The organism is Micromonospora sp. NPDC049049 (assembly GCF_040649115.1).
Lineage (GTDB): Bacteria > Actinomycetota > Actinomycetes > Mycobacteriales > Micromonosporaceae > Micromonospora.
Window position 1 is genome coordinate 13,056 of sequence record NZ_JBEZEX010000040.1, and the last position, 18,924, is coordinate 31,979.

Sequence of the window (18,924 nt, forward strand, 5' to 3'; positions counted from 1 at the left end):
CGATCTCGCACCTTCGGATGTCCTTACGTGGCATTCGTGGCCTTTGTCGGGGCAGAAAGTGCAAGATCGCCGGGAGAGTGGATTGCCGGCGAGCCGGTGCCGGCAGCGGCCGTGACTGTCGGTAGGCTTCGTGCACATGAGCCTGCCTCGCCCAGTCCTCGTGGTGGACTTCGGAGCCCAGTACGCCCAGCTCATCGCCCGCCGGGTCCGTGAGGCGAAGGTCTACTCCGAGATCGTGCCGCACTCGATGCCGATCGCCGAGATGCTGGCGAAGAACCCGGCCGCGATCATCCTGTCCGGCGGCCCGTCCAGCGTCTACGCCCCGGACGCGCCGCAGATCGACGCGGGCGTGTTCAGCGCCGACGTGCCGGTCTTCGGCATCTGCTACGGCTTCCAGGCGATGGCCCAGGCGCTCGGCGGCACCGTCACCAGGACCGGCAACCGTGAGTACGGTGGCACCCCGCTGCGCCCCCGCCTCCTCGACCCCGGTGTGCTGCTGCGTGACCTGCCGGCGGACCTGCCGGTCTGGATGAGCCACGGCGACTGCGTCACCGAGGCGCCCGAGGGCTTCACGGTGACCGCCGAGTCGGCGGGCGCGCCGGTCGCCGCCTTCGAGGACCTGGCCGGTCGACGGGCCGGCGTGCAGTTCCACCCGGAGGTCGGCCACACCGCGCACGGCCAGGAGATGCTGACCCGCTTCCTCTACGACATCGCCGGCATCGAGCCGACCTGGACTCCCGAGAACATCATCGACGAGCAGGTCGCCCGGATCCGCGCCCAGATCGGCGACAAGGAGGTCATCTGCGGCCTCTCCGGCGGAGTCGACTCGGCGGTCGCCGCGGCGCTCGTGCACAAGGCCGTCGGTGACCAGCTCACCTGCGTCTTCGTCGATCACGGCCTGCTGCGCGCCGGCGAGGCCGAGCAGGTCGAGAAGGACTACGTCAGTGCCACCGGCATCAAGCTGAAGGTGGTCGACGCCACCGACCGGTTCCTCGGCGCGCTCGCCGGGGTGACCGACCCGGAGCAGAAGCGCAAGATCATTGGTCGGGAGTTCATCCGGGTCTTCGAGGCCGCGGCCCGCGAGATCGCCGCACACGGCGACGTCGAGTTCCTCGTCCAGGGCACCCTCTACCCCGACGTGGTGGAGTCCGGCGGCGGCACCGGCACCGCCAACATCAAGAGCCACCACAACGTCGGCGGCCTCCCGGAAGACCTGAAGTTCGCGCTGGTCGAGCCGCTGCGCACCCTGTTCAAGGACGAGGTCCGCACGCTCGGCCTCCAGTTGGGCCTGCCCGAGGCGATGGTCTGGCGGCACCCGTTCCCCGGCCCCGGTCTGGCCATCCGGATCATCGGCGCGGTCGACCAGGAGCGGCTCGACCTGCTCCGCCAGGCCGACCTGATCGCCCGCGAGGAGCTGACCGCCGCCGGCCTCGACCGGGGTGTCTGGCAGTTCCCCGTGGTGCTGCTCGCCGACGTGCGCAGCGTCGGTGTGCAGGGAGACGGGCGCAGCTACGGGCACCCCGTGGTGCTGCGCCCGGTCTCCAGCGAGGACGCGATGACCGCCGACTGGTCCCGGCTGCCCTACGACATCGTGGCCCGGATCTCCACCCGGATCACCAACGAGGTCGCCGAGGTCAACCGGGTGGTCCTGGACGTCACCAGCAAGCCGCCGGGCACCATCGAGTGGGAGTGAGCGCCGCTCAGGCCGCCGGCGGCGGGCTGGACGGGGTCGTCGGCGGGTAGAGCGGGGCCGTCGGCGGGTAGGGCGGCGTCGAGGCGTACCCCTGCGGTGGTCCGCCGGGCGCGGGCCCGGCGGTGGGCGGCGGGCCGTTCTGCGGCGCGACGCCCGCGGCGTGCGGCCAGGCCGGCGCGCCGCTAGGCTCCTCCGGCATCAGGAACCACATGATCGGGTACGCGAACAGCGCGAGCCCGCCGGTGAGCAGGCCGGTGACCGCGAAGATCACCCGGACCAGTGTGGGATCGACGGCGAAGTAGCGGCCGACGCCGCTGGCGACCCCGGCGACCATGCGGTCGGTGGTGGGTCGCCGGAGCTGCTTGTAGGGAGCGTGGGGAGCGGTGGTCGATGTCATACCCCCACAGTCCGCGCTGGTGCCCGGCCCGCCCTCGGTGACCGCCCGGATCCTTACCCTGACCAATCCCTGACCGGGGCCAGATAGTCAGGAATCCGACTCTTTTCCGTTCCGGTAACCCGGCCCGGGGAGAATTTGCTCCCGTGACCACCTTGCTCAAGCCGCTCCGCAGGATCGCGGCATACGCAGTTTGTGCTGATTCAAGCGGCCGAGTCCTGCTGGTCCGCGCATCGGAGCGCTCCGGCACCCCCGGCACGTGGTCGCTGCCCGGAGGGGCGGTCGACCACGGCGAAGACCCGAACCACACGGTCGTCCGCGAGACCGCCGCCGAAACCGGCCTCTCCGTCGCCGTCTCCGGCCTGGCCGACGTGCTCGCCGACATGCGGGCACTTCCCGACCGCGGCATCACCATCCACACCGACCGGCTGATCTACCGGGTTGCCGTGCGCGGTGGCACCCTCGCCGACCGGGTCGGCGAGCGCCCCACCGACCTGGCCCGGTGGTACACCCTCGACGAGGCGCGCGAGCTGCCGCTGCGCTCGTTCACCGCACGCGCCCTCGGGCTGCCCGCCTCCTCGGCCGACGTGGTGCCCGACGAGGCACCCGAGTTCCCCTCCTTCTACGCCGTGCCCGGCCCCGACGGGCTGCACCGGGCCCAGCGCTTCGCCGCGTACGCGGTCTGCACCGACCCCGCCGGCCGAGTGCTGCTCACCCGCATCTCCGACGGCTACCCCGGCGCCGGCTGCTGGCACCTACCCGGAGGCGGCACCGACTACGGCGAACAGCCCGGCGCGGCACTCATCCGGGAGCTGATCGAGGAAACCGGCCAGGCCGGCCGCCTCGTCGAGCTGCTCGGCGTCGCGAGTCACCGCGACGCCGCCTCACTCGGCCCCGAGGGTTACCCGATCGACTGGCACGGCGTACGCGCCTTCTACCGGGTCGTCGTCGACCAGCCCAACCCGCTGACCGTGGCCGACGTGGGCGGCTCCACCTGCGAGGCCCGCTGGTTCGGCCGCGAGGAGTTGGGCGCCCTCCCCACCGACCGCCTCACCGAGGTGACCGCCGAAGCAGTCCAGGCCGCCCAACTCACCTGACCCCCGACCCCGAGGGGTCGTCCGGCTTCGGTAGGTCCATGCCCAGCCTGTGATCCACTCGGGTTCCTTGAAAACGCGGTATCCCGGGCGCTGGAATACCGCGCCTTCCGTGAACCCGAGTGGATCACCGCCAGCCTCGGGTTTCCCGTGCACTGCCTCGCATTGATCATGAAGTTATTGTCTGAACGCCAGTTGGACGACGGTAACTTGATGATCAACAGTTGTGGGTGCGGAAGCGGGGGCGAGCGAAGGTGCAATTCGCGCGGCGAGTCGGGGCTTATGGGCTTTTGCGGGACGCGGGCCGGGTCCTGGTGGTTCGGGACGGGGCGGAGGGCGAGTTTCCCGGGGTCTGGCGGTTGCCCGGCGGTGCCGTCAGGCATGCCGAGGACCCGGAGCGCGCCGTGATCCGCCAGGTCGACGAGCAGGTCGGGTTGACGGTTGCGGTGACGCGACTACTCGCGGTGGTTGCCGATGTGGCCACCTCTTCGGAGGACAAGGCTTCGCTGCACACCGACCGGCTGCTGTTCGACCTCAGCACGCCCCACGACGCGCTGCCGGATGGCGCGGAGCGTGAGAGTGCGCGGCCCGAGGGCGGGTCGCGCGGCGTCGGGGCTGGTCTGGTCGATCAGGCTTCCTGGCTTTCGCTGGCGGAGGTGGCGCAGTTGCCGTTGGCCCCGTTCACCGCCGAGGCGCTCGGCCTGCCAGTCTCCCCACTCCCGCCGGCGGCGCACCGATCGCGGGACCTGTTGCCGCCGCAGCACCCCGACCGTCGGCTGCGCTTCGGGGCGTACGGGCTGGTCACCGACCCCGGTGGGCGGATCCTGCTCACCCAGATCGCGGAGGGCTACCCGGGGGCCGGTCTGTGGCACCTGCCTGGCGGGGGCACCGATCACGGCGAGCAGCCGACCACCGGGTTGCTACGGGAGTTGGTCGAGGAGGGTGGGCAGGTGGGCCGGGTCGTGGAGCTTCTCGGCGTCAACAATCTGCACAATCCCGCCGCGCTGGGCCCGGAGGGTCGACCTCTGGACTGGCATGGCATACGGGTGATCTATCGGGTGCTGGTGGACGTACCTACCGACGCGGTGGTCACCGAGTCCGCCGGGGGGTCGACGGCGCGGGCGGGGTGGTTCACCCGCGAGGAGGCGACTGACCTGCCGTTGAGCGACATCGCTGCCGTGGCAATCGGACAGAGTGGTCGATAGCACACCGCCCGACGAGCCGAGTTGGTGACCCTCCGGTACAGTCAAAGGCGGGAATGATGGAGGAAAAGGGCGAAGAAGCCCGGGATGGGAACAAGCGAGCGGTTCGAGCGGTTTAAGCCAGATACAAGTACCGCCGGCAGCTATCGCCAAGCCATGTTCCCCTATGCGATGGTGTACTCCGCAAAACGGCTGCCGGGCCATGCAAGGTCCGGCACGAGACAGCCGGACACCCGCCACTTGGCGGTCAGCAGATCCGGTGATGGAGGAAACGTGCCGAGAGCCCCATGGCGCCGGCGTCGTACTACTGACAGTCCGCGCCCCGCAGGGCGTCGCTGGGCGGGCCGGTTGCGCCGCAGCAGCACGTTCGCCCGCCAGGTGCTGTTGGTCCGGGTCGGCCGCCGCGACGGCGACCTGCACCCGACCGACCTGGCCCCGACCGAGCACCGGTACGCCGATCGGCAGCGCCGTCGCTACGGCCTGGACCGGCTCAGCCGGCCGACACTGGGCGTGGACCCGACACTGGGCCTGGACCGAGCCGACGTCGAGGCGGTCATGCCGGTCAGCCCGGCGATGCCACCGATGACGCAGACCGACGAGGCCCACACGATCCCGCTGCTTCCCGGCGAGCGCACCATCGCGCGCCGGATGAAGTTCGGCCTGGTCAACGCCTGCACGCTGGCCAGCCTGATGCTCGGCATGCTGGCCATCTTCCTGGCCATGCAGGGCGAGGTGCGCATGGCGGCGCTCTGCCTGATCGCGTGCGTCGGCTTCGACGGTCTGGACGGCGCGCTGGCCCGACGGCTCGGGGTGGCAAGCCCGTTCGGCGCGCAGATGGACTCACTGGCCGACATGTGCTCGTTCGGTCTCGCCGCGCCGGTAGTGGTCTACGCCTCGCTCGCCGGTTCCGTCTCCACGGCGGCGGCGGCGGTGGCGTGCGCCCTGGTCGCGGCGTGCGCCGCGATCCGACTGGCCCGCTTCAACGTCTCGCCGAAGGACGGCAGGTTCTTCTGCGGGGTGCCCACCACCATGGCGGCCGCGGTCCTCGCCGTGACAGTGGCGATCGGCCTGCCGGTGCCCGGTGCCGTGCTGGTCGCCGGTGTGGCGCTGCTGGCCTTCGCGATGGTGTCGAGCTTCCCGTACGCCAAGCTCGCCCGCCTGGTGAAGCTGCCGCCGTGGCTCTGGCTGGCCCCGGTGATCGGCGCGCTGGTCGACATCCGGCTCACGTTCGCCCTGATCGTGGTGGGCTACCTGGTCAGCGGGCCGGTTCTCTGGCTGCGGCAACGTCGTACCGCCTGATTCGAACAGACAGAACGGGGCGCCGCGGTCAGCGGCGCCCCGTTCTTCGTCTGCGGGTCAGCGCCAGCGGGCGATGACCGTGGACCCGCCGACCACCTTGTCGCCCGGCCCGACCAGCGGGTCGGCGGCCTCGGCGGGTAGGTAGACGTCGGTCCGGGAGCCGAACCGGATCAGCCCGAAGCGCTCGCCCTTGGCCAGCAGCGCGCCGATCGGCGCGCGCTGCACGATCCGGCGGGCGATCAGCCCGGTCCGCTGCGCGACCACCACGGTGCCGCGAGCGGTGTCCAGCACGGTGTACGCGGCGACGTTGTGCTCGGCGTCCGGCTTCATCGCGTTGACGAAGCCGCCGTCGGCGACGAAGTAGTCCACCACCTTGCCGGCGACCGGAGCGCGGTTGACGTGCACGTCCAGCACCGACAGGAAGACCGCGATCCGTAGCCACTCGCCGTCGCCGAAGCGCTCGTCGTGCAGCCGCTGCACCGACAGGACCTTCCCGTCCGCGCTGGCGACCACGGCGCTCGGGTCCTCCGGCACGTCCCGTTCGGGGTCCCGGAAGAACGCGGCGACCGGCCCGGCGGCCAGGGCCGGCAGCAGCCACAGCTTGGACGACGGGCGCGCCACCCGGGCCAGCGCCGCGATGCCCAGCGCGATGCCCGCCGCCGCCACCCCGTTGGAGTCGATGTGCATGCCCCGGGTCACCGGCACGCTCGACGGCCGGTACGCGGGGGCCAGGCTGTCGGCAGCGGCCGGGCTGGCCGGGGTGAACCGCAGTCGGTAGACCCGCACCGGTGGCGAGTTGCGCAGCACCAGATCGGCGCCGACGCCGTAGAGGGCGTCCTGTCGGGCCAGCTCGGCGGCGGCACCCTCGGTCCGGCCGGGGGTGGCGACGGTCGCCACGCTCAGCACCGCCCCGTCGGTCAGGTACTTGACCAACCCCTCGACGCCGCTGCGGGTGGCCTCGGCGGTGCCGGTGAACGCCTCAGCGGCGATGACGACCTCGGCGGCCTCGGCCTCGGCCAGCGAGTCGACGACGCTCACCCGGTCGGCCACCCAGCGACCCTGGGCTGTGATGTGCTCGCTGAGCGCGGCAGCGCCGAACGGCTCGGCGGGCACCACGGTGAGCCGGTCACCGGGGAGCAGCGCATCGACCGCCGCGGCCAGCACCGCGGAGTCCGGGGTCACCCCGACCAGCAGGGCGGCCTTGGGGTCGTTGATCCGGGCCAGCTCGGCGACGAGGGTACGGGCGGCTCGCTCGCCGATGCGGACCGGACCGGACCGGCCGGTGGTACGCACGGCGGGGGACTGGGTCATGTCGGGCGGGCTCCTGACGGGGGTAGAGACGGGAATCGCGGCGGGACCGCCATGGGCGGGACGGGCCGGCCGGCGGAGGCGAGATCTCCACCAGCCAGCATATGCGTCCGTCCGCGCCGGCCGCACCGCCGTGGGGATGCGGTGGACCGACGCGGACGGCCGTCCGAGGTCAGGCTTGCCTGCGCGGACCCTCGTGCTCGTCACCCGGCTGGTCGCCGGTGGCCCCGACCGGTTGGTCGGAGCGGGTCGGCTCGTCCCCCTCGGACGAGGCCGGGCGGGCGGGGTTCCCGGTGGTCGGCTCGTCGTCTCCGTTGTCGGGTCGGCCGGGGATGGGCTCGGTCGACGGCTCCGACGGCGAATGTGCCAGCCAAGCCGGGTGGATCACGTCGGCGCCCGGCACGTTCTGCGCCCGCACCTCGGTCGTCGGCGTCTCCAACATCGGGTCCGAGATGAGCGTCGGGTCCGAGATGAGCGTCGGGTCGGAGGAGGGAGAGTCCCAGGTGGACCGTTCGGCTTCCCAGACCGGCAGGGCCGCGCCGGACGTCGACGTGGCGGCACCAGAGACGGGTGCGCCGGAGACGGGTCCGCCGAAGACGGACGTGCCGGAGACGGGTGTCCCGGAGACGGGCGCGACCGCCTCGGCTGCGCCGGCCTCGGCAATCGGTTCCGGCTGGTTCGGTCGACTCGAGCGCAGCGCGCCGACCAACCCGAAGACCCCGATCAGGATGAGTGCGCCGGCCAGGAACCAGCCGACCGGCGGCAGGGCGAGCCCGAGCAGTTGGGCGAGCAGCCACCAGGCTGACAGCGCCAGGAACACGAGCCCGAAGGCGAACGACACCAGATCCGTGCGGTGAGCCTTCACCGGGTCACCTCCAGGTTGCCGGCATTGACATGGATGTAGAGACGCAGGGTCCCGCCGCCGGGCCCGTCCGCGCCGACGTCGGTGGATTCCCGCAGGCGGCCGTCCAGCCCGCCGGAGCGGTTGCCGAAAATGTTGGCGTCGCCCGCGTTGACGTCGGCCACTGTGGTGACGTCCACGTTCGGCGGCACGACCACCGTCGCCTGGCCGAAGTTGACGGCCACCGTCACCTGGCTGTCCCGTTTCGCGAAGTTGATCCCTCGTAGGTCGAGCACGGCGTCACCGAAGCTGTTCTCGTACCGGTCCGCCAGGTCGCGGTGGTCGGTGGGCGCCCAGGTCACCGCGCCGTCGACCCCCCGGATCCGGTCGTAGGACTCGGCGACGGTCGCCGTGCCCAGCGCCGCTGCGGTCACCAGACCGAGTGCGATGAGCCAGCGCGCCCGTCCGAACCACGTGCCGACCAGCAGGCCCAGCGCGATCGTGGCCAGCGCGGCAGCGAAGTACGCCGAGGCGCTGACGGCGAAGACGTCCAGCAGGTCGAGCAGGGCGACCAGACCGAGTACCAGGAAGATCAGCGAGAAGGTCACCGCACCGAGCGGCGATCGCTCCTTGGGGCGCTTCGGCGGCTTCGGTGGCTTGGGCGGACGAGGCGCGGGCGGGGTCGGCGAAGCGTACGGGCCGTGCGGCGCGAACGGAGGGCGGTAACCGGAGGGCGGCGGGGCGGTCGGATAGCCGGCCGGGGCAGCGGGTGTGCTGCTCACCGGCGCCGACGGCCAGCCGGCGCTGGGCATGGCGGTACTCGGCCAGCCGGGCTGGGCAGCCGTCGTGCCGGCCGGTTGCCCGGACGTCGGGCCGACCCCGGACACCGGCTGTGTCGCGCTGGTCGGCGGCGCGTCGTACGCCGGAGCGGTGGCTGTGGTCGCCGCCCCCGTCGTCGCGGTGGCGTACCCCGGACCGGTGCCGAACATCGGCGGTGTCGCCGCTGGGCCGGTCGACGGCGCCGGGCTATACGACGGCGCGGGCCAGGTCACCGGTGGGACGACCGGACCGGCCGGGTTGCCGGACGGTGCGGCGGGCGGCGGACCACCGGGCGTGCCGGGCCGTGGGTTGCGGCCGTCCCGGTTGAGCAGGAGCGCGCCGGCGACCAGGATGGCAGCGCCGAGCAGCACCGCGCGGAAGGCGTCGGTGACGATGTACGCGAAGCTGGCCGCGACCAGGATGCCCAGGACGATCACTGTCACCGGGGACATGCTGGAGCGACCACGACCGAGCATGGACTCGACGGGGGACGCGGTGTCGCCCTCGTTCGGGATGATCAGCCAGGCGGCGACGTACACCAGGATGCCGATGCCCCCGAAGAACCCGAGCACCGCGAGCAGCACCCGCCAGAGCACCGGATCGGTGTTGGTGGCGCGTCCGATCGCCGCGCAGACGCCGGCCAGGTACCGCCCCTCGCGGGGGCGGACCAGCCCGTACCGCGAGGTGAATCCGGTGCCGCCCAACGGCGGTGGCGGTGCGGACGGACCGGGACCACCCGGCCCTGGCGGCGTGCCGCCCGGGCCGTAGCCGGTGCCCGCCGCGAACCCCGGGCCTGGGCCGTGGCCCGCCGTGGGCGGCGCGTAGCCGTCGGCCGGCTCGCCGGGCACGGTGCCGGCTGTCGCGTCGGTGCCGGCGCCCGGACCGAACGTGATGGGCTCGGTCCACTCGGCGGGCGTGGTGGTGGGCGGGGGCGGTGCTGATCCGCCCGGCTGTGCCGACCCCGGTCGGGGTGGCGGGGCAGCTTCCTCGGTCATGCTTCGATCCTGCTGCCCGGTCCACCCGAACGACCTCAGGACCCGACCCTGACCCCACCCTGAGATCCGGCGGCCGGAATGTCGGGGGCGTCCCCGTGGTCGCGGACGCCGCAGCGTGTGACGATCGAGTCACCGACCTCGACCTGTCCGCCATCGTGACCAGGGAGCCTCCGATCAGCACCGTGACCTCGCCCCCGCGCCTGTACCGCGCCCCGGAGCACCGGATGGCCGCCGGCGTCGCCGCCGGTATCGCCGACCATCTCGGCATCTCGGTGCTGCGGGTGCGCGTCGCGTTCATGGTCCTGCTCGGGCTGAGCGGGCTCGGCCTGCTGCTCTACGCGGCCTTCTGGGCGGTGGTGCCGCTGCGTCCCGGTGACACAGCGGTGCCGCCCCGGCGGGACGTCGCCCAACTCCTGCCGTTCGTGGGGATCGGGCTCGGTGTCCTGTTGATCCAGGTGATGGTCTTCGACTCGGTCGGCGCGGCGGGCACCGCCGGTTGGTTGGTGGCCATCATCGCGGTCGGTGCCGGGGTCATCTGGCACCAGTCCGCGCCCGAGCGGCGGCGACAGTGGGGCGACGCGATGCCGGTGCCCTGGCTCGGCGCGGTCGTCGAGGAGAGCGACCGGCGGGCCTTCGTGCTGCGGTTCATCGGCGGGGGAGTGCTGGTCGCGGTCGGCATCATCGGCGTCGCGGCCGTCTACTCCCCGGCACAGAACTTCGACGCGGTGATCAATGGCGTCATCTTCGCGTTGGTCGGGTTGGCGGGCGTCGGGGTGGTCGCCGCGCCGGTGCTCTGGCGGACGTACAGCCAGCTCCGTTCGGAGCGCGAGGGGCGCATCCGCGAGCAGGAGCGGGCCGAGTTGGCCGCGATGGTGCACGACCAGGTGCTGCACACGTTGGCCCTGATCCAGCGCAACGCAGGCGACGTCAAAACGGTGCAGCGGCTGGCCCGAGGGCAGGAGCGTTCGCTGCGCAACTGGCTCTACAAGCCGACCGCCTCGCCGAGCGAGCGCTTCGCCGCCGCCCTGGAGCAGGCCGCGGCCGAGGTGGAGGACACCTTCGCGATCAGCGTGGAGACGGTCGTGGTGGGGGACCGGGAGACCGACGAGAAGGTCGGGGCGCTGGTCGCGGCCGCGCGGGAGGCGTTGGTGAACGCCGCCCGGCACGCCGGTGTGCAGACCGTGTCGCTCTACGCGGAGGTGGAGCCGGATCAGGTAAGCGTCTTCGTCCGGGACCGTGGCAAGGGCTTCGACCCCGATACGGTGGAGGACCACCGGCACGGCGTCAGCGGCTCGATCATCGGGCGAATGAAGCGGCACGGCGGACGGGCCGAGATCCGGTCCGGCCCGGGGGAGGGGACCGAGGTCCGGTTGATCCTGCCGATCTCCCGGGACTCGTCCGCAGCGGAGAGGAACAGATGACCATGGCCGAGCAGTCGACCGAGCACCTCGACCCGGCGGATGCCCGCCCCGAGCGGCTGCGGGTGTTCCTGGTGGACGACCACGCCATGTTCCGTGCCGGGGTGCGCGCGGAGTTGGGCGCTCACGTCGAGGTGGTCGGCGAGGCGAGCACGGTGGCCGAGGCCGTCACCCGGATCGCCGCCGTCGGCCCGGACGTGGTGCTGCTCGACGTGCACATGCCCGACGGCGGCGGTCGCGCGGTGCTGGAGGCGATGCGGCGTACGCACCCGCAGGTCAAGTTCCTCGCGTTGAGCGTCTCCGACGCGGCGGAGGACGTGATCGGGCTGATCCGTGCCGGTGCCCGCGGGTATGTCACCAAGACCATCTCCCCGGACGAGCTGGCTGCCGCGATCCGGCGCGTGGCCGACGGGGACGCGGTGTTCAGCCCACGGCTGGCCGGGTTCGTGCTGGACGCCTTCGCGGCCCGCCCGGACGCGCCGGTGGCCGACCCGGAGCTGGACCAGCTCACCAACCGTGAGCGGGAGGTGCTGCGGCTGCTGGCCCGGGGGTACGCGTACAAGGAGATCGCCAAGGAGCTGTTCATCTCCATCAAGACTGTGGAGACGCACGTGTCGAACGTGTTGCGCAAGCTTCAGATGTCGAATCGCTACGAGCTCTCCCGCTGGGCGGCGGACCGCCGGCTCGTGTGACGGCGCGTCGACACCGGCGAGGATCAGAGAAACCGCCGGCGCGCCCTCGTACGCCCAGCCGATGATCGTGTCCGGGTAGCCGTAGGGGCCCTCATCCGGATGGCTCGAAACATGAGTGGTGACGCACGTCCCATCGGGCTGGGTGGTCCTGGGGCGCGCGCACCGGCTCAGGCCGGGTTACCGGGTGGGCGCAACGTATTTCCTGCTCAGTGCCGCCTGCGTCGACCGTTTTATGATCATTTTTCAAGTATCGGCAACGTGGCGGGCAACTAACGGCTTGATAACGGCACCTTCACGGAAGAGGCCAGTGGGTGTCACAGTGGCAGCACCTCACCATCGGTGTGTGGCACTCCGTACGCCCCACGACCACGATTTCGCCGATCTCGGCGGCCCGTGGCTGTGTCGATTGCGTCGTGTCACGCCTCGTTGGTGGGGGAGCCCGGCGGATCGGAACATCAGGGTGTCCCCAACTTCCCTGTGGTCCCGGCGACCCGCGCCCCGGGGTGGTCGGGCGGTGTCACCCCCAAACGTGCGTGAAACCCACGACGGAACCTGGTTAGAAAGAGGAGGCCCCTCGGAATGAGAGTCTCGAAGCGGGCGACGAGCGCCATCGCGCTCAGCGCGGCTGCCGCGCTTGTCGCGAGCGGTTGCTCGAGCGGCGGCAGTGACGACACTGCCGCCAGCACGGATGGCTCGATCGTTGTGCACGGCGTCCAGCCGGAGAACCCGCTGGTCCCGTCGAACACCACGGAGACCGGTGGCGGCAAGATCATCGACTGGCTCTTCACCGGCCTCGTCGAGTACCCGAACGACGGTGGGGCCCCGCGGAACGCGCTTGCGGAGTCCATCAACACCACGGACTCCAAGGTCTTCACGATCAAGATCAAGGCCGGTACCAAGTTCCACGACGGTACCGAGGTCAAGGCGAAGAACTTCGTCGACGCCTGGAACTGGGCCGCCTACTCGCCGAACGGTGCGCAGAACGGCACCTTCTTCGCGGACATCGCGGGCTTCGAGCAGACCTACACCACGGACCCGGACGGCGCGGACGGCCCGAAGAAGGCCCCGACCCCGACGGCCGACAAGCTGTCCGGCCTGAAGGTCATCGACGACCAGACCTTCGAGGTCACCCTGGCGGCGCCGACCGCGGTCTTCCCGACCAAGCTCGGCTACAGCGCCTTCATGCCGCTGCCGGACGTCTTCTTCACCATGAAGCCGGAAGAGTTCGGCAAGACGAAGCCGATCGGCAACGGCCCGGTGAAGTTCGTGTCCTGGGAGGACAACTCCCTCATCAAGCTGACGCGCTTCGACGACTACAATCTTCGCGACAAGATGAAGATCAAGGACGTCGACGTCAAGCTGTACCAGGACGACAACGCCGCCTACGCCGATCTGCTGGCCAACAACCTCGACTTCATGGAGGTTGTCCCCACCTCGGCGCTCGCCGGTGACAAGTGGAAGACCGACCTCGGTGACCGGGGCCGCTCGACCGTCACGCCGTCGACCGCGTTCATCGCGTTCCCGATCTACGACAAGCGCTTCGCGAACCCGAAGCTGCGTCGTGCGGTGTCGCTGGCGGTCAACCGGCAGGAGATCTCGGACAAGATCTTCTTCGGTACCCGCAAGCCGGCCGACAGCTGGGCGAACCCGCTGACCCCGGGCGCCAAGCCGGGTAACTGCACCGCCTGCAAGTTCGACCCGGAGACGGCCAAGACGCTGCTCGCCGAGGCCGGTGGCTTCACTGGCGAGATGGTCTTCTACTACAACGCGGACTCCGCCCACAAGGACTGGATGGACGCCGTCGCGCAGCAGATCAAGACCAACCTCAACATCAACGCCCGGGCCGAGGGTGTGCCGACCTTCGCGGTGTTCCGTCAGAACATCAACGCCCACAAGATGAGCGGCCCGTACCGTGCCGCGTGGCAGCAGGACTACCCGGACGTCGAGAACTGGGTCAACCCGCTGTTCGTCACCAACGGCTCCTCGAACGACGGCCTCTACAGCAACCCCGAGGTCGACGCCCTTGCCAAGCAGGCCAGCGGCGCTCCGAGCCTGGAGGCCTCGCACGAGGCGTTCGCCAAGGCGGTCGAGAAGGTCGACCAGGACGTTCCGAGCATCCCGGTCTACTTCTACGGTCAGCAGTCCGGCCACTCGGAGAAGATCAAGAAGCTCGAGCTGAACAACGTCGGCGAGATCGACATCACCTCGGTCGAGCTCTGATCCGAACGGTCTGACCCCGGGTCGGGCTCGCCACATCCGGTGAGCCCGACCCGGGGCCGTTCCGCGATTGGGTGTTACAACACTCCACTCGCACGTTGTCACCACCGTGTCGGCCGTCCGACGCGCCCCCTGTCTGGAGGACCACCCCATGGGCCGTTATCTGTTGAGACGGCTGCTCCAACTCGTGCCGGTCTTCATCGGTACGACGTTCCTGATCTACTGGCTCGTCTGGGCCGTTCCGGGCGATCCGTTCGCCGGTAAGTGCGGCGAGCGTCGCTGCCCGGACCAGTACATCGCCTTCATGACCGAGAAGTACCACCTCGACCAGAACGTCTTCGTGCAGTACGCGAACTACATGAAGAACCTGCTCCAGGGCGACTTCGGTCAGACGTTCTCGCAGCGCGAGATCAGCGACATCATCATGACTTCGTACCCGAACACCCTGAAGCTGGCCGTGGTGGCGCTCGCCATCGAGGCGATCATCGGCCTCGGTGCCGGCGTGCTGAGCGGTCTGCGGCGTAACGGCTTCCTGGACAACCTGGTCCTGGTCTCCACCCTGTTCCTGATCGCGCTGCCGGTCTTCGTGGTCGGCTTCGTGCTGCAGTGGCTGCTGGGTGTGCAGTGGGGCATCATCAAGCCGACCGTCTCCTCCGAGATGCGGTGGTCCGAGTTGATCGTGCCGGGCTTCGTGCTGGGCAGCGCATCAGTGGCGTACATCGCCCGGGTCGCGAGAACGAGCATCGCCGAGAACCGTCGCGCGGACTACGTGCGTACCGCCATCGCCAAGGGCCTTCCCATGCGCCGGGTGGTCGGCGTGCACCTGCTGCGCAACTCGCTCATCCCGGTGGTGACCCTGCTCGGCACCGACCTCGGTGCCCTGATGGGTGGCGCGATCGTCACCGAGGGAATCTTCGGCATCAACGGAATCGGCCGTCAGGTCTTCCGAGCGATCATCACCAAGGAAAGCGCCACGGTGGTAGGCATCGTGGTCGTCCTGGTGCTGGTCTATCTCGTGATGAACCTGCTGGTTGACCTGCTCTACGCCGCCCTGGACCCGAGGATCCGTTATGAGTGACCCGAGTACCGCATCGATCGTCAGTACCCCTGGCGCACACCCCACCGACTCCGCCGCACCCGCCACCGCGGGCCAGCCGCAGAGCAACGATAAGCCGCGTGGCCTGCTCGGCGACGCCTGGCGGGATCTGCGGCGCAAGCCGCTGTTCTGGATCTCGGCCACGCTGATCGTGATCTTCCTGCTGATGGCGGCCTTCCCGGCGCTGTTCGCCCCGGGCGACGCGGTCAACGGTTCGCTGTCCCGCAGCCTCGACAAGCCGTCCGCCAATGGCTGGTTCGGCTACGACGTGCAGGGCCGCGACGTCTACGCACGGGTCATCTACGGCGCACGGGCCTCCATCGTGGTCGCCGTGCTCTCCGTGATAGGCACCCTGCTCATCGGCGGAACCATGGGCATCATCTCCGGCTACCGCGGTGGTTGGGTGGACGCGCTGCTCAGCCGGATCGCCGACGTCTTCTTCGGTCTGCCCTTCGTGCTCGGCGCGATCGTCATCCTGACCACCTTCAACGGGTCGGGCGCCGGCAACACCAAGGCCCAGATCATGGGCCTGGTGACCGCGTCCCTGATCGTGCTGAGCTGGCCGGTCGTGATGCGGCTGATGCGCTCCTCGGTGCTCGCCACCAAGGAGGCCGACTACATCGTGGCGGCCCGCGCGCTGGGTGCCGGCACCGGCCGGATCATCCTCAAGCACCTGCTGCCGAACTGCCTGGCCCCGCTGCTGGTCTACGGCACGATCATGGTCGGCTCGTTCATCGGCGCCGAGGCCACCCTGTCGTTCCTGGGCGTCGGTCTGAAGTCGCCGGTGGTGTCCTGGGGCATCATGATCAGTGATGGGCAGAATTTTGTCCGGGTCGCGCCAGGGCTGGTGTTCTTCCCCGCCGCGTTCCTCGTCACCGCAGTGCTGAGCTTCGTGATGCTCGGTGAGTCGGTCCGCGAGGCCCTCGATCCGAAACTCCGCTAGGGGAGATCCAGTGTCCGACATTCTCGTTTCCGAGCAGTCAGCGCCGGGACCCGGCGGGTCCGGGCGTCCCTCCGGCCGCCTGCTCGAGGTCGACGACCTGCGGGTGGAGTTCCGCACCCGGGACGGCGTCGCAAAGGTCATCAACGGGGTCACGTACCACGTCGACGCGGGGGAGACCCTCGCCGTGCTCGGCGAGTCCGGCTCCGGTAAGAGCGTCACCGCGCAGACCATCATGGGTATCCTCGACACGCCGCCCGGCTTCGTCACCGGTGGGCAGGTCCGCTTCCACGGCAAGGACATGCTCCGCATGTCCGAAGAGGAGCGCCGCCGCATCCGCGGCGAGGGCATCGCGATGATCTTCCAGGACGCGCTCTCCGCGCTGAACCCCGTCTTCACCGTCGGTTTCCAGATCGCCGAGCAGTTCCGGGTCCGGCGAGGCATGGGCCGCGCGGAGGCCAAGAAGCGCGCGATCGACATGCTCGACCAGGTCAAGATCCCGAACGCCAAGGGCCGGTTCAACAACTACCCGCACCAGTTCTCCGGTGGTATGCGGCAGCGCGCGATGATCGCGATGTCGCTGGCGCTCGACCCCGAGGTGCTGATCGCGGACGAGCCGACCACTGCCCTCGACGTGACAGTGCAGGCCCAGATCATGGACCTGCTGGCCGAGCTCCAGCGCGAGCGGCAGATGGGCATGATCCTGATCACCCACGACCTCGGCGTGGTCGCCGACGTCGCGGACCGGATCGCGGTCATGTACGCGGGCCGGATCGTCGAGGAAGCCGACGTGTACGAGCTGTACGCCAAGCCGGCGCACCCGTACACGCTGGGTCTGATCGACTCGATCCCGCGCCTCGACGAGAAGGGGCAGCAGCTCCGGACGATCAAGGGCCTCCCGCCGAACCTGATGAACATCCCGCCGGGCTGCCCGTTCAACCCGCGGTGCCCGATGGCTCAGCCGGTGTGTCGGGAGAAGGTCCCGCCGCTGCTGCAGGTCGGCCCCGCCCGGGCCAGCGCCTGCCACTTCGCCGAGGAGCTGGTGAACCGTGTCTGAGAACATCCTCGAGGTCAATGACCTGGTCAAGCACTACCCCGTCACGCAGGGTGTGGTGTTCAAGAAGACCGTCGGTCAGGTCAAGGCGGTCGACGGGGTCTCGTTCGGTCTGCGCGCCGGCGAGACGCTCGGTGTGGTCGGCGAGTCGGGCTGCGGCAAGTCGACGCTCGCCCGGGTGCTGATGAACCTGGAGAAGCCGACCGCGGGCAACGTGGTCTACAAGGGCCAGGACATCTCCAAGCTGTCCGGTGGGGCGCTGCGGCGTCTGCGCCGGCAGATCCAGCTGGTCATGCAGGACCCGTACACCTCGCTGAACCCGCGAATGACCGTCGGTGACCTGCTCGGTGAGCCGTTCGAGATCCACCCGGAGGTGGCGCCGAAGGGTAGCCGCCGGGCCAAGGTCCGCGAGCTGCTCGACCTGGTCGGGCTCAACCCGGAGCACATCAACCGGTACCCGCACCAGTTCTCCGGCGGTCAGCGTCAGCGCATCGGCATCGCCCGCGCGCTCGCACTGCGGCCCGAGATCATCGTCTGCGACGAGCCGGTGTCGGCGCTGGACGTCTCCATCCAGGCCCAGGTCATGAACCTGCTGGAGCAGTTGCAGGGCGAGTTCGGCCTCTCGTACGTCTTCATCGCGCACGACCTGTCGGTGGTCCGCCACCTGTCGGACCGGGTCGCGGTGATGTACCTCGGCAAGATCGTCGAGATCGGCACCGAGGACGAGATCTACGAGCGACCGACCCACCCGTACACCCAGGCGCTGCTCTCCGCGGTGCCGGTGCCGGACCCGACCCAGCGGCACAACAAGACGATCATCCGGCTCTCGGGTGACGTGCCGTCGCCGATCAGCCCGCCCTCGGGCTGCCGGTTCCGGACCCGCTGCTGGAAGGCGCAGGACGTCTGCGCCGAGCAGGTGCCGCTGCTGGAGATCCGCCGGGGCTCGGACCACCCGAGCGCCTGCCACTTCGCGGAGAAGCGCGAGATCGTCGCCACCCACGAGGTGTGAGTCACCGAAGCCGCCTGCCGCCGTCCCCACCACGACGACGGCAGGCGGTTTCGTCTGTTCAGGTGATGACCGGACCGGTCACGCGGCGTCGGACAGCGGCGTCAGCGAACCGCTTGTTGCCCAGGACGGGCGGCCCAGGTAGCCCTGGCCCGGTTCGGCCCGGGCTGAGGAGGCTCACAGAGGGCCGCGGCCCGCGCGGAGCAGCAGCAGAGCCAACTGGGTGCCGTCGGCACCGAGCGCGACCCGGAACCGCTCCAGGATCTCCCGTTCCCGGGAGAGCACCAGGCGGGTGCCGCCGGACGCCATCCGGGTCACACCGACCTCCTGGGACAACGCGGCCCGTTCCTGCCACAGCGTGATCAACGCGTTGTCGATCTCGTCGATGCGTTCCCTGATCTGCACGATCCGCGCCGAGGCGGACGGCTCCTCGGTGCCGGTCTGCTGCTCGGCCGGCTCGGCGTCCGCACCTGCCGGTGGTGTGGCCACCGCCGGCTCGGCCTCCTGCGCGACGGGCTGCCCCGGTCGGATCGGGCTGCCGCTCTGCTCCATCACGTCTGTCATCATCGGGTACCTCTCGCACTGTGGTGCCCGGTGCCCGGAACCTGGGACGGAAAAAGCCCCGGACTCCAGGAGCCGGGGCTTTAGCAGGTCTGAACGATCAGGCGCGACCTACGGCAGCCGGACTCCCGGTGCCATAGTAAAAGTAGAAGCGCGCAGCGATCACGCCGTCGAGTATGCCCACGTCGTTGCCGGGTGCGCAAGCATTCCTCATCGCGGAGGGCGCATGTCCCGCCGGTGGCGGTGCCGGGCGGTGGTGCGTGCCGTCGGGCACGAGCTGCTGAGCGCCAGCGGC

At 70.3% G+C, this 18,924-nt stretch carries 15 protein-coding genes and 1 pseudogene; 11 read left to right on the top strand and 5 right to left on the bottom strand.

The genetic code is table 11. From position 1 onward, the window contains the following. The first annotated feature begins 136 nt into the window (after positions 1 to 136). A complete protein-coding gene (guaA, locus tag AB0B68_RS28655; RefSeq protein ID WP_355010065.1) occupies positions 137 to 1,693 on the top strand; it encodes a glutamine-hydrolyzing GMP synthase in 1,557 nt (518 codons plus the stop codon). Positions 1,694 to 1,700: 7 nt separating this feature from the next. Here the strand turns inward: guaA and AB0B68_RS28660 are convergent, their stop codons facing one another. Then, the gene (locus AB0B68_RS28660; RefSeq protein WP_357197744.1) at positions 1,701 to 2,090 is read right to left on the bottom strand and encodes a PspC domain-containing protein; all 390 of its coding nucleotides are present in this window, start codon (positions 2,088 to 2,090) and stop codon (positions 1,701 to 1,703) included. Between the two features lie 143 nt (positions 2,091 to 2,233). Here AB0B68_RS28660 and AB0B68_RS28665 point away from each other — a divergent pair, with 143 nt between their 5' ends. The 3 genes from AB0B68_RS28665 to AB0B68_RS28675 all read left to right on the top strand — a co-directional run bounded on the left by AB0B68_RS28665 (position 2,234) and on the right by AB0B68_RS28675 (position 5,682). Then, positions 2,234 to 3,184, top strand: a complete 951-nt coding sequence (locus AB0B68_RS28665) for an NUDIX domain-containing protein (protein ID WP_124856350.1) — start codon at positions 2,234 to 2,236, stop codon at positions 3,182 to 3,184. A gap of 251 nt (positions 3,185 to 3,435) precedes the next feature. Then, a complete protein-coding gene (locus AB0B68_RS28670; RefSeq protein WP_357264017.1) occupies positions 3,436 to 4,386 on the top strand; it encodes an NUDIX domain-containing protein in 951 nt (316 codons plus the stop codon). A gap of 345 nt (positions 4,387 to 4,731) precedes the next feature. Continuing rightward, positions 4,732 to 5,682 (top strand): CDP-alcohol phosphatidyltransferase family protein, encoded by a 951-nt coding sequence (locus tag AB0B68_RS28675; RefSeq protein ID WP_357197737.1) that lies wholly within the window; start codon positions 4,732 to 4,734, stop codon positions 5,680 to 5,682. A gap of 57 nt (positions 5,683 to 5,739) precedes the next feature. Here the strand turns inward: AB0B68_RS28675 and AB0B68_RS28680 are convergent, their stop codons facing one another. From AB0B68_RS28680 to AB0B68_RS28690, 3 genes and pseudogenes are all read right to left on the bottom strand, one after another. Further along, the gene (locus AB0B68_RS28680) at positions 5,740 to 6,993 is read right to left on the bottom strand and encodes a phosphatidylserine decarboxylase (RefSeq protein WP_357197734.1); all 1,254 of its coding nucleotides are present in this window, start codon (positions 6,991 to 6,993) and stop codon (positions 5,740 to 5,742) included. A gap of 679 nt (positions 6,994 to 7,672) precedes the next feature. Further along, positions 7,673 to 7,855 (bottom strand): annotated as a pseudogene (locus AB0B68_RS28685) (hypothetical protein); the annotation flags it as partial. Beyond that, positions 7,852 to 9,645: a PspC domain-containing protein gene (locus AB0B68_RS28690; RefSeq protein ID WP_357264020.1), complete on the bottom strand. Its 1,794-nt coding sequence runs from the start codon at positions 9,643 to 9,645 to the stop codon at positions 7,852 to 7,854. The gene AB0B68_RS28690 and the pseudogene AB0B68_RS28685, both read right to left, overlap by 4 nt. Positions 9,646 to 9,800: 155 nt before the next feature. Between AB0B68_RS28690 and AB0B68_RS28695 the strand changes: the two genes are divergently transcribed. The 7 genes from AB0B68_RS28695 (at position 9,801) to AB0B68_RS28725 (ending at position 18,071) form a co-directional block, all read left to right on the top strand. Then, complete coding sequence (locus AB0B68_RS28695; RefSeq protein ID WP_357197774.1) at positions 9,801 to 11,066, top strand: PspC domain-containing protein; 1,266 nt, start codon at positions 9,801 to 9,803, stop codon at positions 11,064 to 11,066. Between the two features lie 2 nt (positions 11,067 to 11,068). After that, positions 11,069 to 11,755 (top strand): response regulator transcription factor, encoded by a 687-nt coding sequence (locus AB0B68_RS28700; RefSeq protein WP_030337843.1) that lies wholly within the window; start codon positions 11,069 to 11,071, stop codon positions 11,753 to 11,755. A gap of 579 nt (positions 11,756 to 12,334) precedes the next feature. Then, on the top strand, positions 12,335 to 13,975 hold the full coding sequence (locus tag AB0B68_RS28705; protein WP_357197728.1) for an ABC transporter substrate-binding protein: 1,641 nt from the start codon (positions 12,335 to 12,337) through the stop codon (positions 13,973 to 13,975). Between the two features lie 148 nt (positions 13,976 to 14,123). Beyond that, entirely contained in the window at positions 14,124 to 15,050 is a 927-nt protein-coding gene (locus AB0B68_RS28710; protein WP_112638660.1) for an ABC transporter permease, read from the top strand. Continuing rightward, on the top strand, positions 15,043 to 16,011 hold the full coding sequence (locus AB0B68_RS28715; protein WP_357197724.1) for an ABC transporter permease: 969 nt from the start codon (positions 15,043 to 15,045) through the stop codon (positions 16,009 to 16,011). The genes AB0B68_RS28710 and AB0B68_RS28715 overlap by 8 nt, the downstream gene beginning before the upstream one ends. A 19-nt stretch (positions 16,012 to 16,030) precedes the next feature. Beyond that, a complete protein-coding gene (locus AB0B68_RS28720) occupies positions 16,031 to 17,065 on the top strand; it encodes an ABC transporter ATP-binding protein (RefSeq protein ID WP_357197769.1) in 1,035 nt (344 codons plus the stop codon). After that, the gene (locus AB0B68_RS28725) at positions 17,058 to 18,071 is read left to right on the top strand and encodes a dipeptide ABC transporter ATP-binding protein (RefSeq protein WP_357197721.1); all 1,014 of its coding nucleotides are present in this window, start codon (positions 17,058 to 17,060) and stop codon (positions 18,069 to 18,071) included. Before AB0B68_RS28720 ends, AB0B68_RS28725 begins: the two co-directional genes overlap by 8 nt. 174 nt (positions 18,072 to 18,245) lie before the next feature. Here the strand turns inward: AB0B68_RS28725 and AB0B68_RS28730 are convergent, their stop codons facing one another. Next, the gene (locus tag AB0B68_RS28730) at positions 18,246 to 18,635 is read right to left on the bottom strand and encodes a chorismate mutase (RefSeq protein WP_357233231.1); all 390 of its coding nucleotides are present in this window, start codon (positions 18,633 to 18,635) and stop codon (positions 18,246 to 18,248) included. Positions 18,636 to 18,924: the final 289 nt, after the last annotated feature.

What these genes read in the sequence shown, in the direction of transcription:
- guaA (WP_355010065.1), top strand. Translation starts at nt 137, where the DNA reads ATGAGCCTGCCTCGCCCAGTCCTCGTGGTGGACTTCGGAGCCCAGTAC.
- AB0B68_RS28660 (WP_357197744.1), bottom strand. Translation starts at nt 2,090, where the DNA reads ATGACATCGACCACCGCTCCCCACGCTCCCTACAAGCAGCTCCGGCGA.
- AB0B68_RS28680 (WP_357197734.1), bottom strand. Translation starts at nt 6,993, where the DNA reads ATGACCCAGTCCCCCGCCGTGCGTACCACCGGCCGGTCCGGTCCGGTC.
- AB0B68_RS28690 (WP_357264020.1), bottom strand. Translation starts at nt 9,645, where the DNA reads ATGACCGAGGAAGCTGCCCCGCCACCCCGACCGGGGTCGGCACAGCCG.
- AB0B68_RS28700 (WP_030337843.1), top strand. Translation starts at nt 11,069, where the DNA reads ATGGCCGAGCAGTCGACCGAGCACCTCGACCCGGCGGATGCCCGCCCC.
- AB0B68_RS28705 (WP_357197728.1), top strand. Translation starts at nt 12,335, where the DNA reads ATGAGAGTCTCGAAGCGGGCGACGAGCGCCATCGCGCTCAGCGCGGCT.
- AB0B68_RS28710 (WP_112638660.1), top strand. Translation starts at nt 14,124, where the DNA reads ATGGGCCGTTATCTGTTGAGACGGCTGCTCCAACTCGTGCCGGTCTTC.
- AB0B68_RS28715 (WP_357197724.1), top strand. Translation starts at nt 15,043, where the DNA reads ATGAGTGACCCGAGTACCGCATCGATCGTCAGTACCCCTGGCGCACAC.
- AB0B68_RS28730 (WP_357233231.1), bottom strand. Translation starts at nt 18,635, where the DNA reads ATGATGACAGACGTGATGGAGCAGAGCGGCAGCCCGATCCGACCGGGG.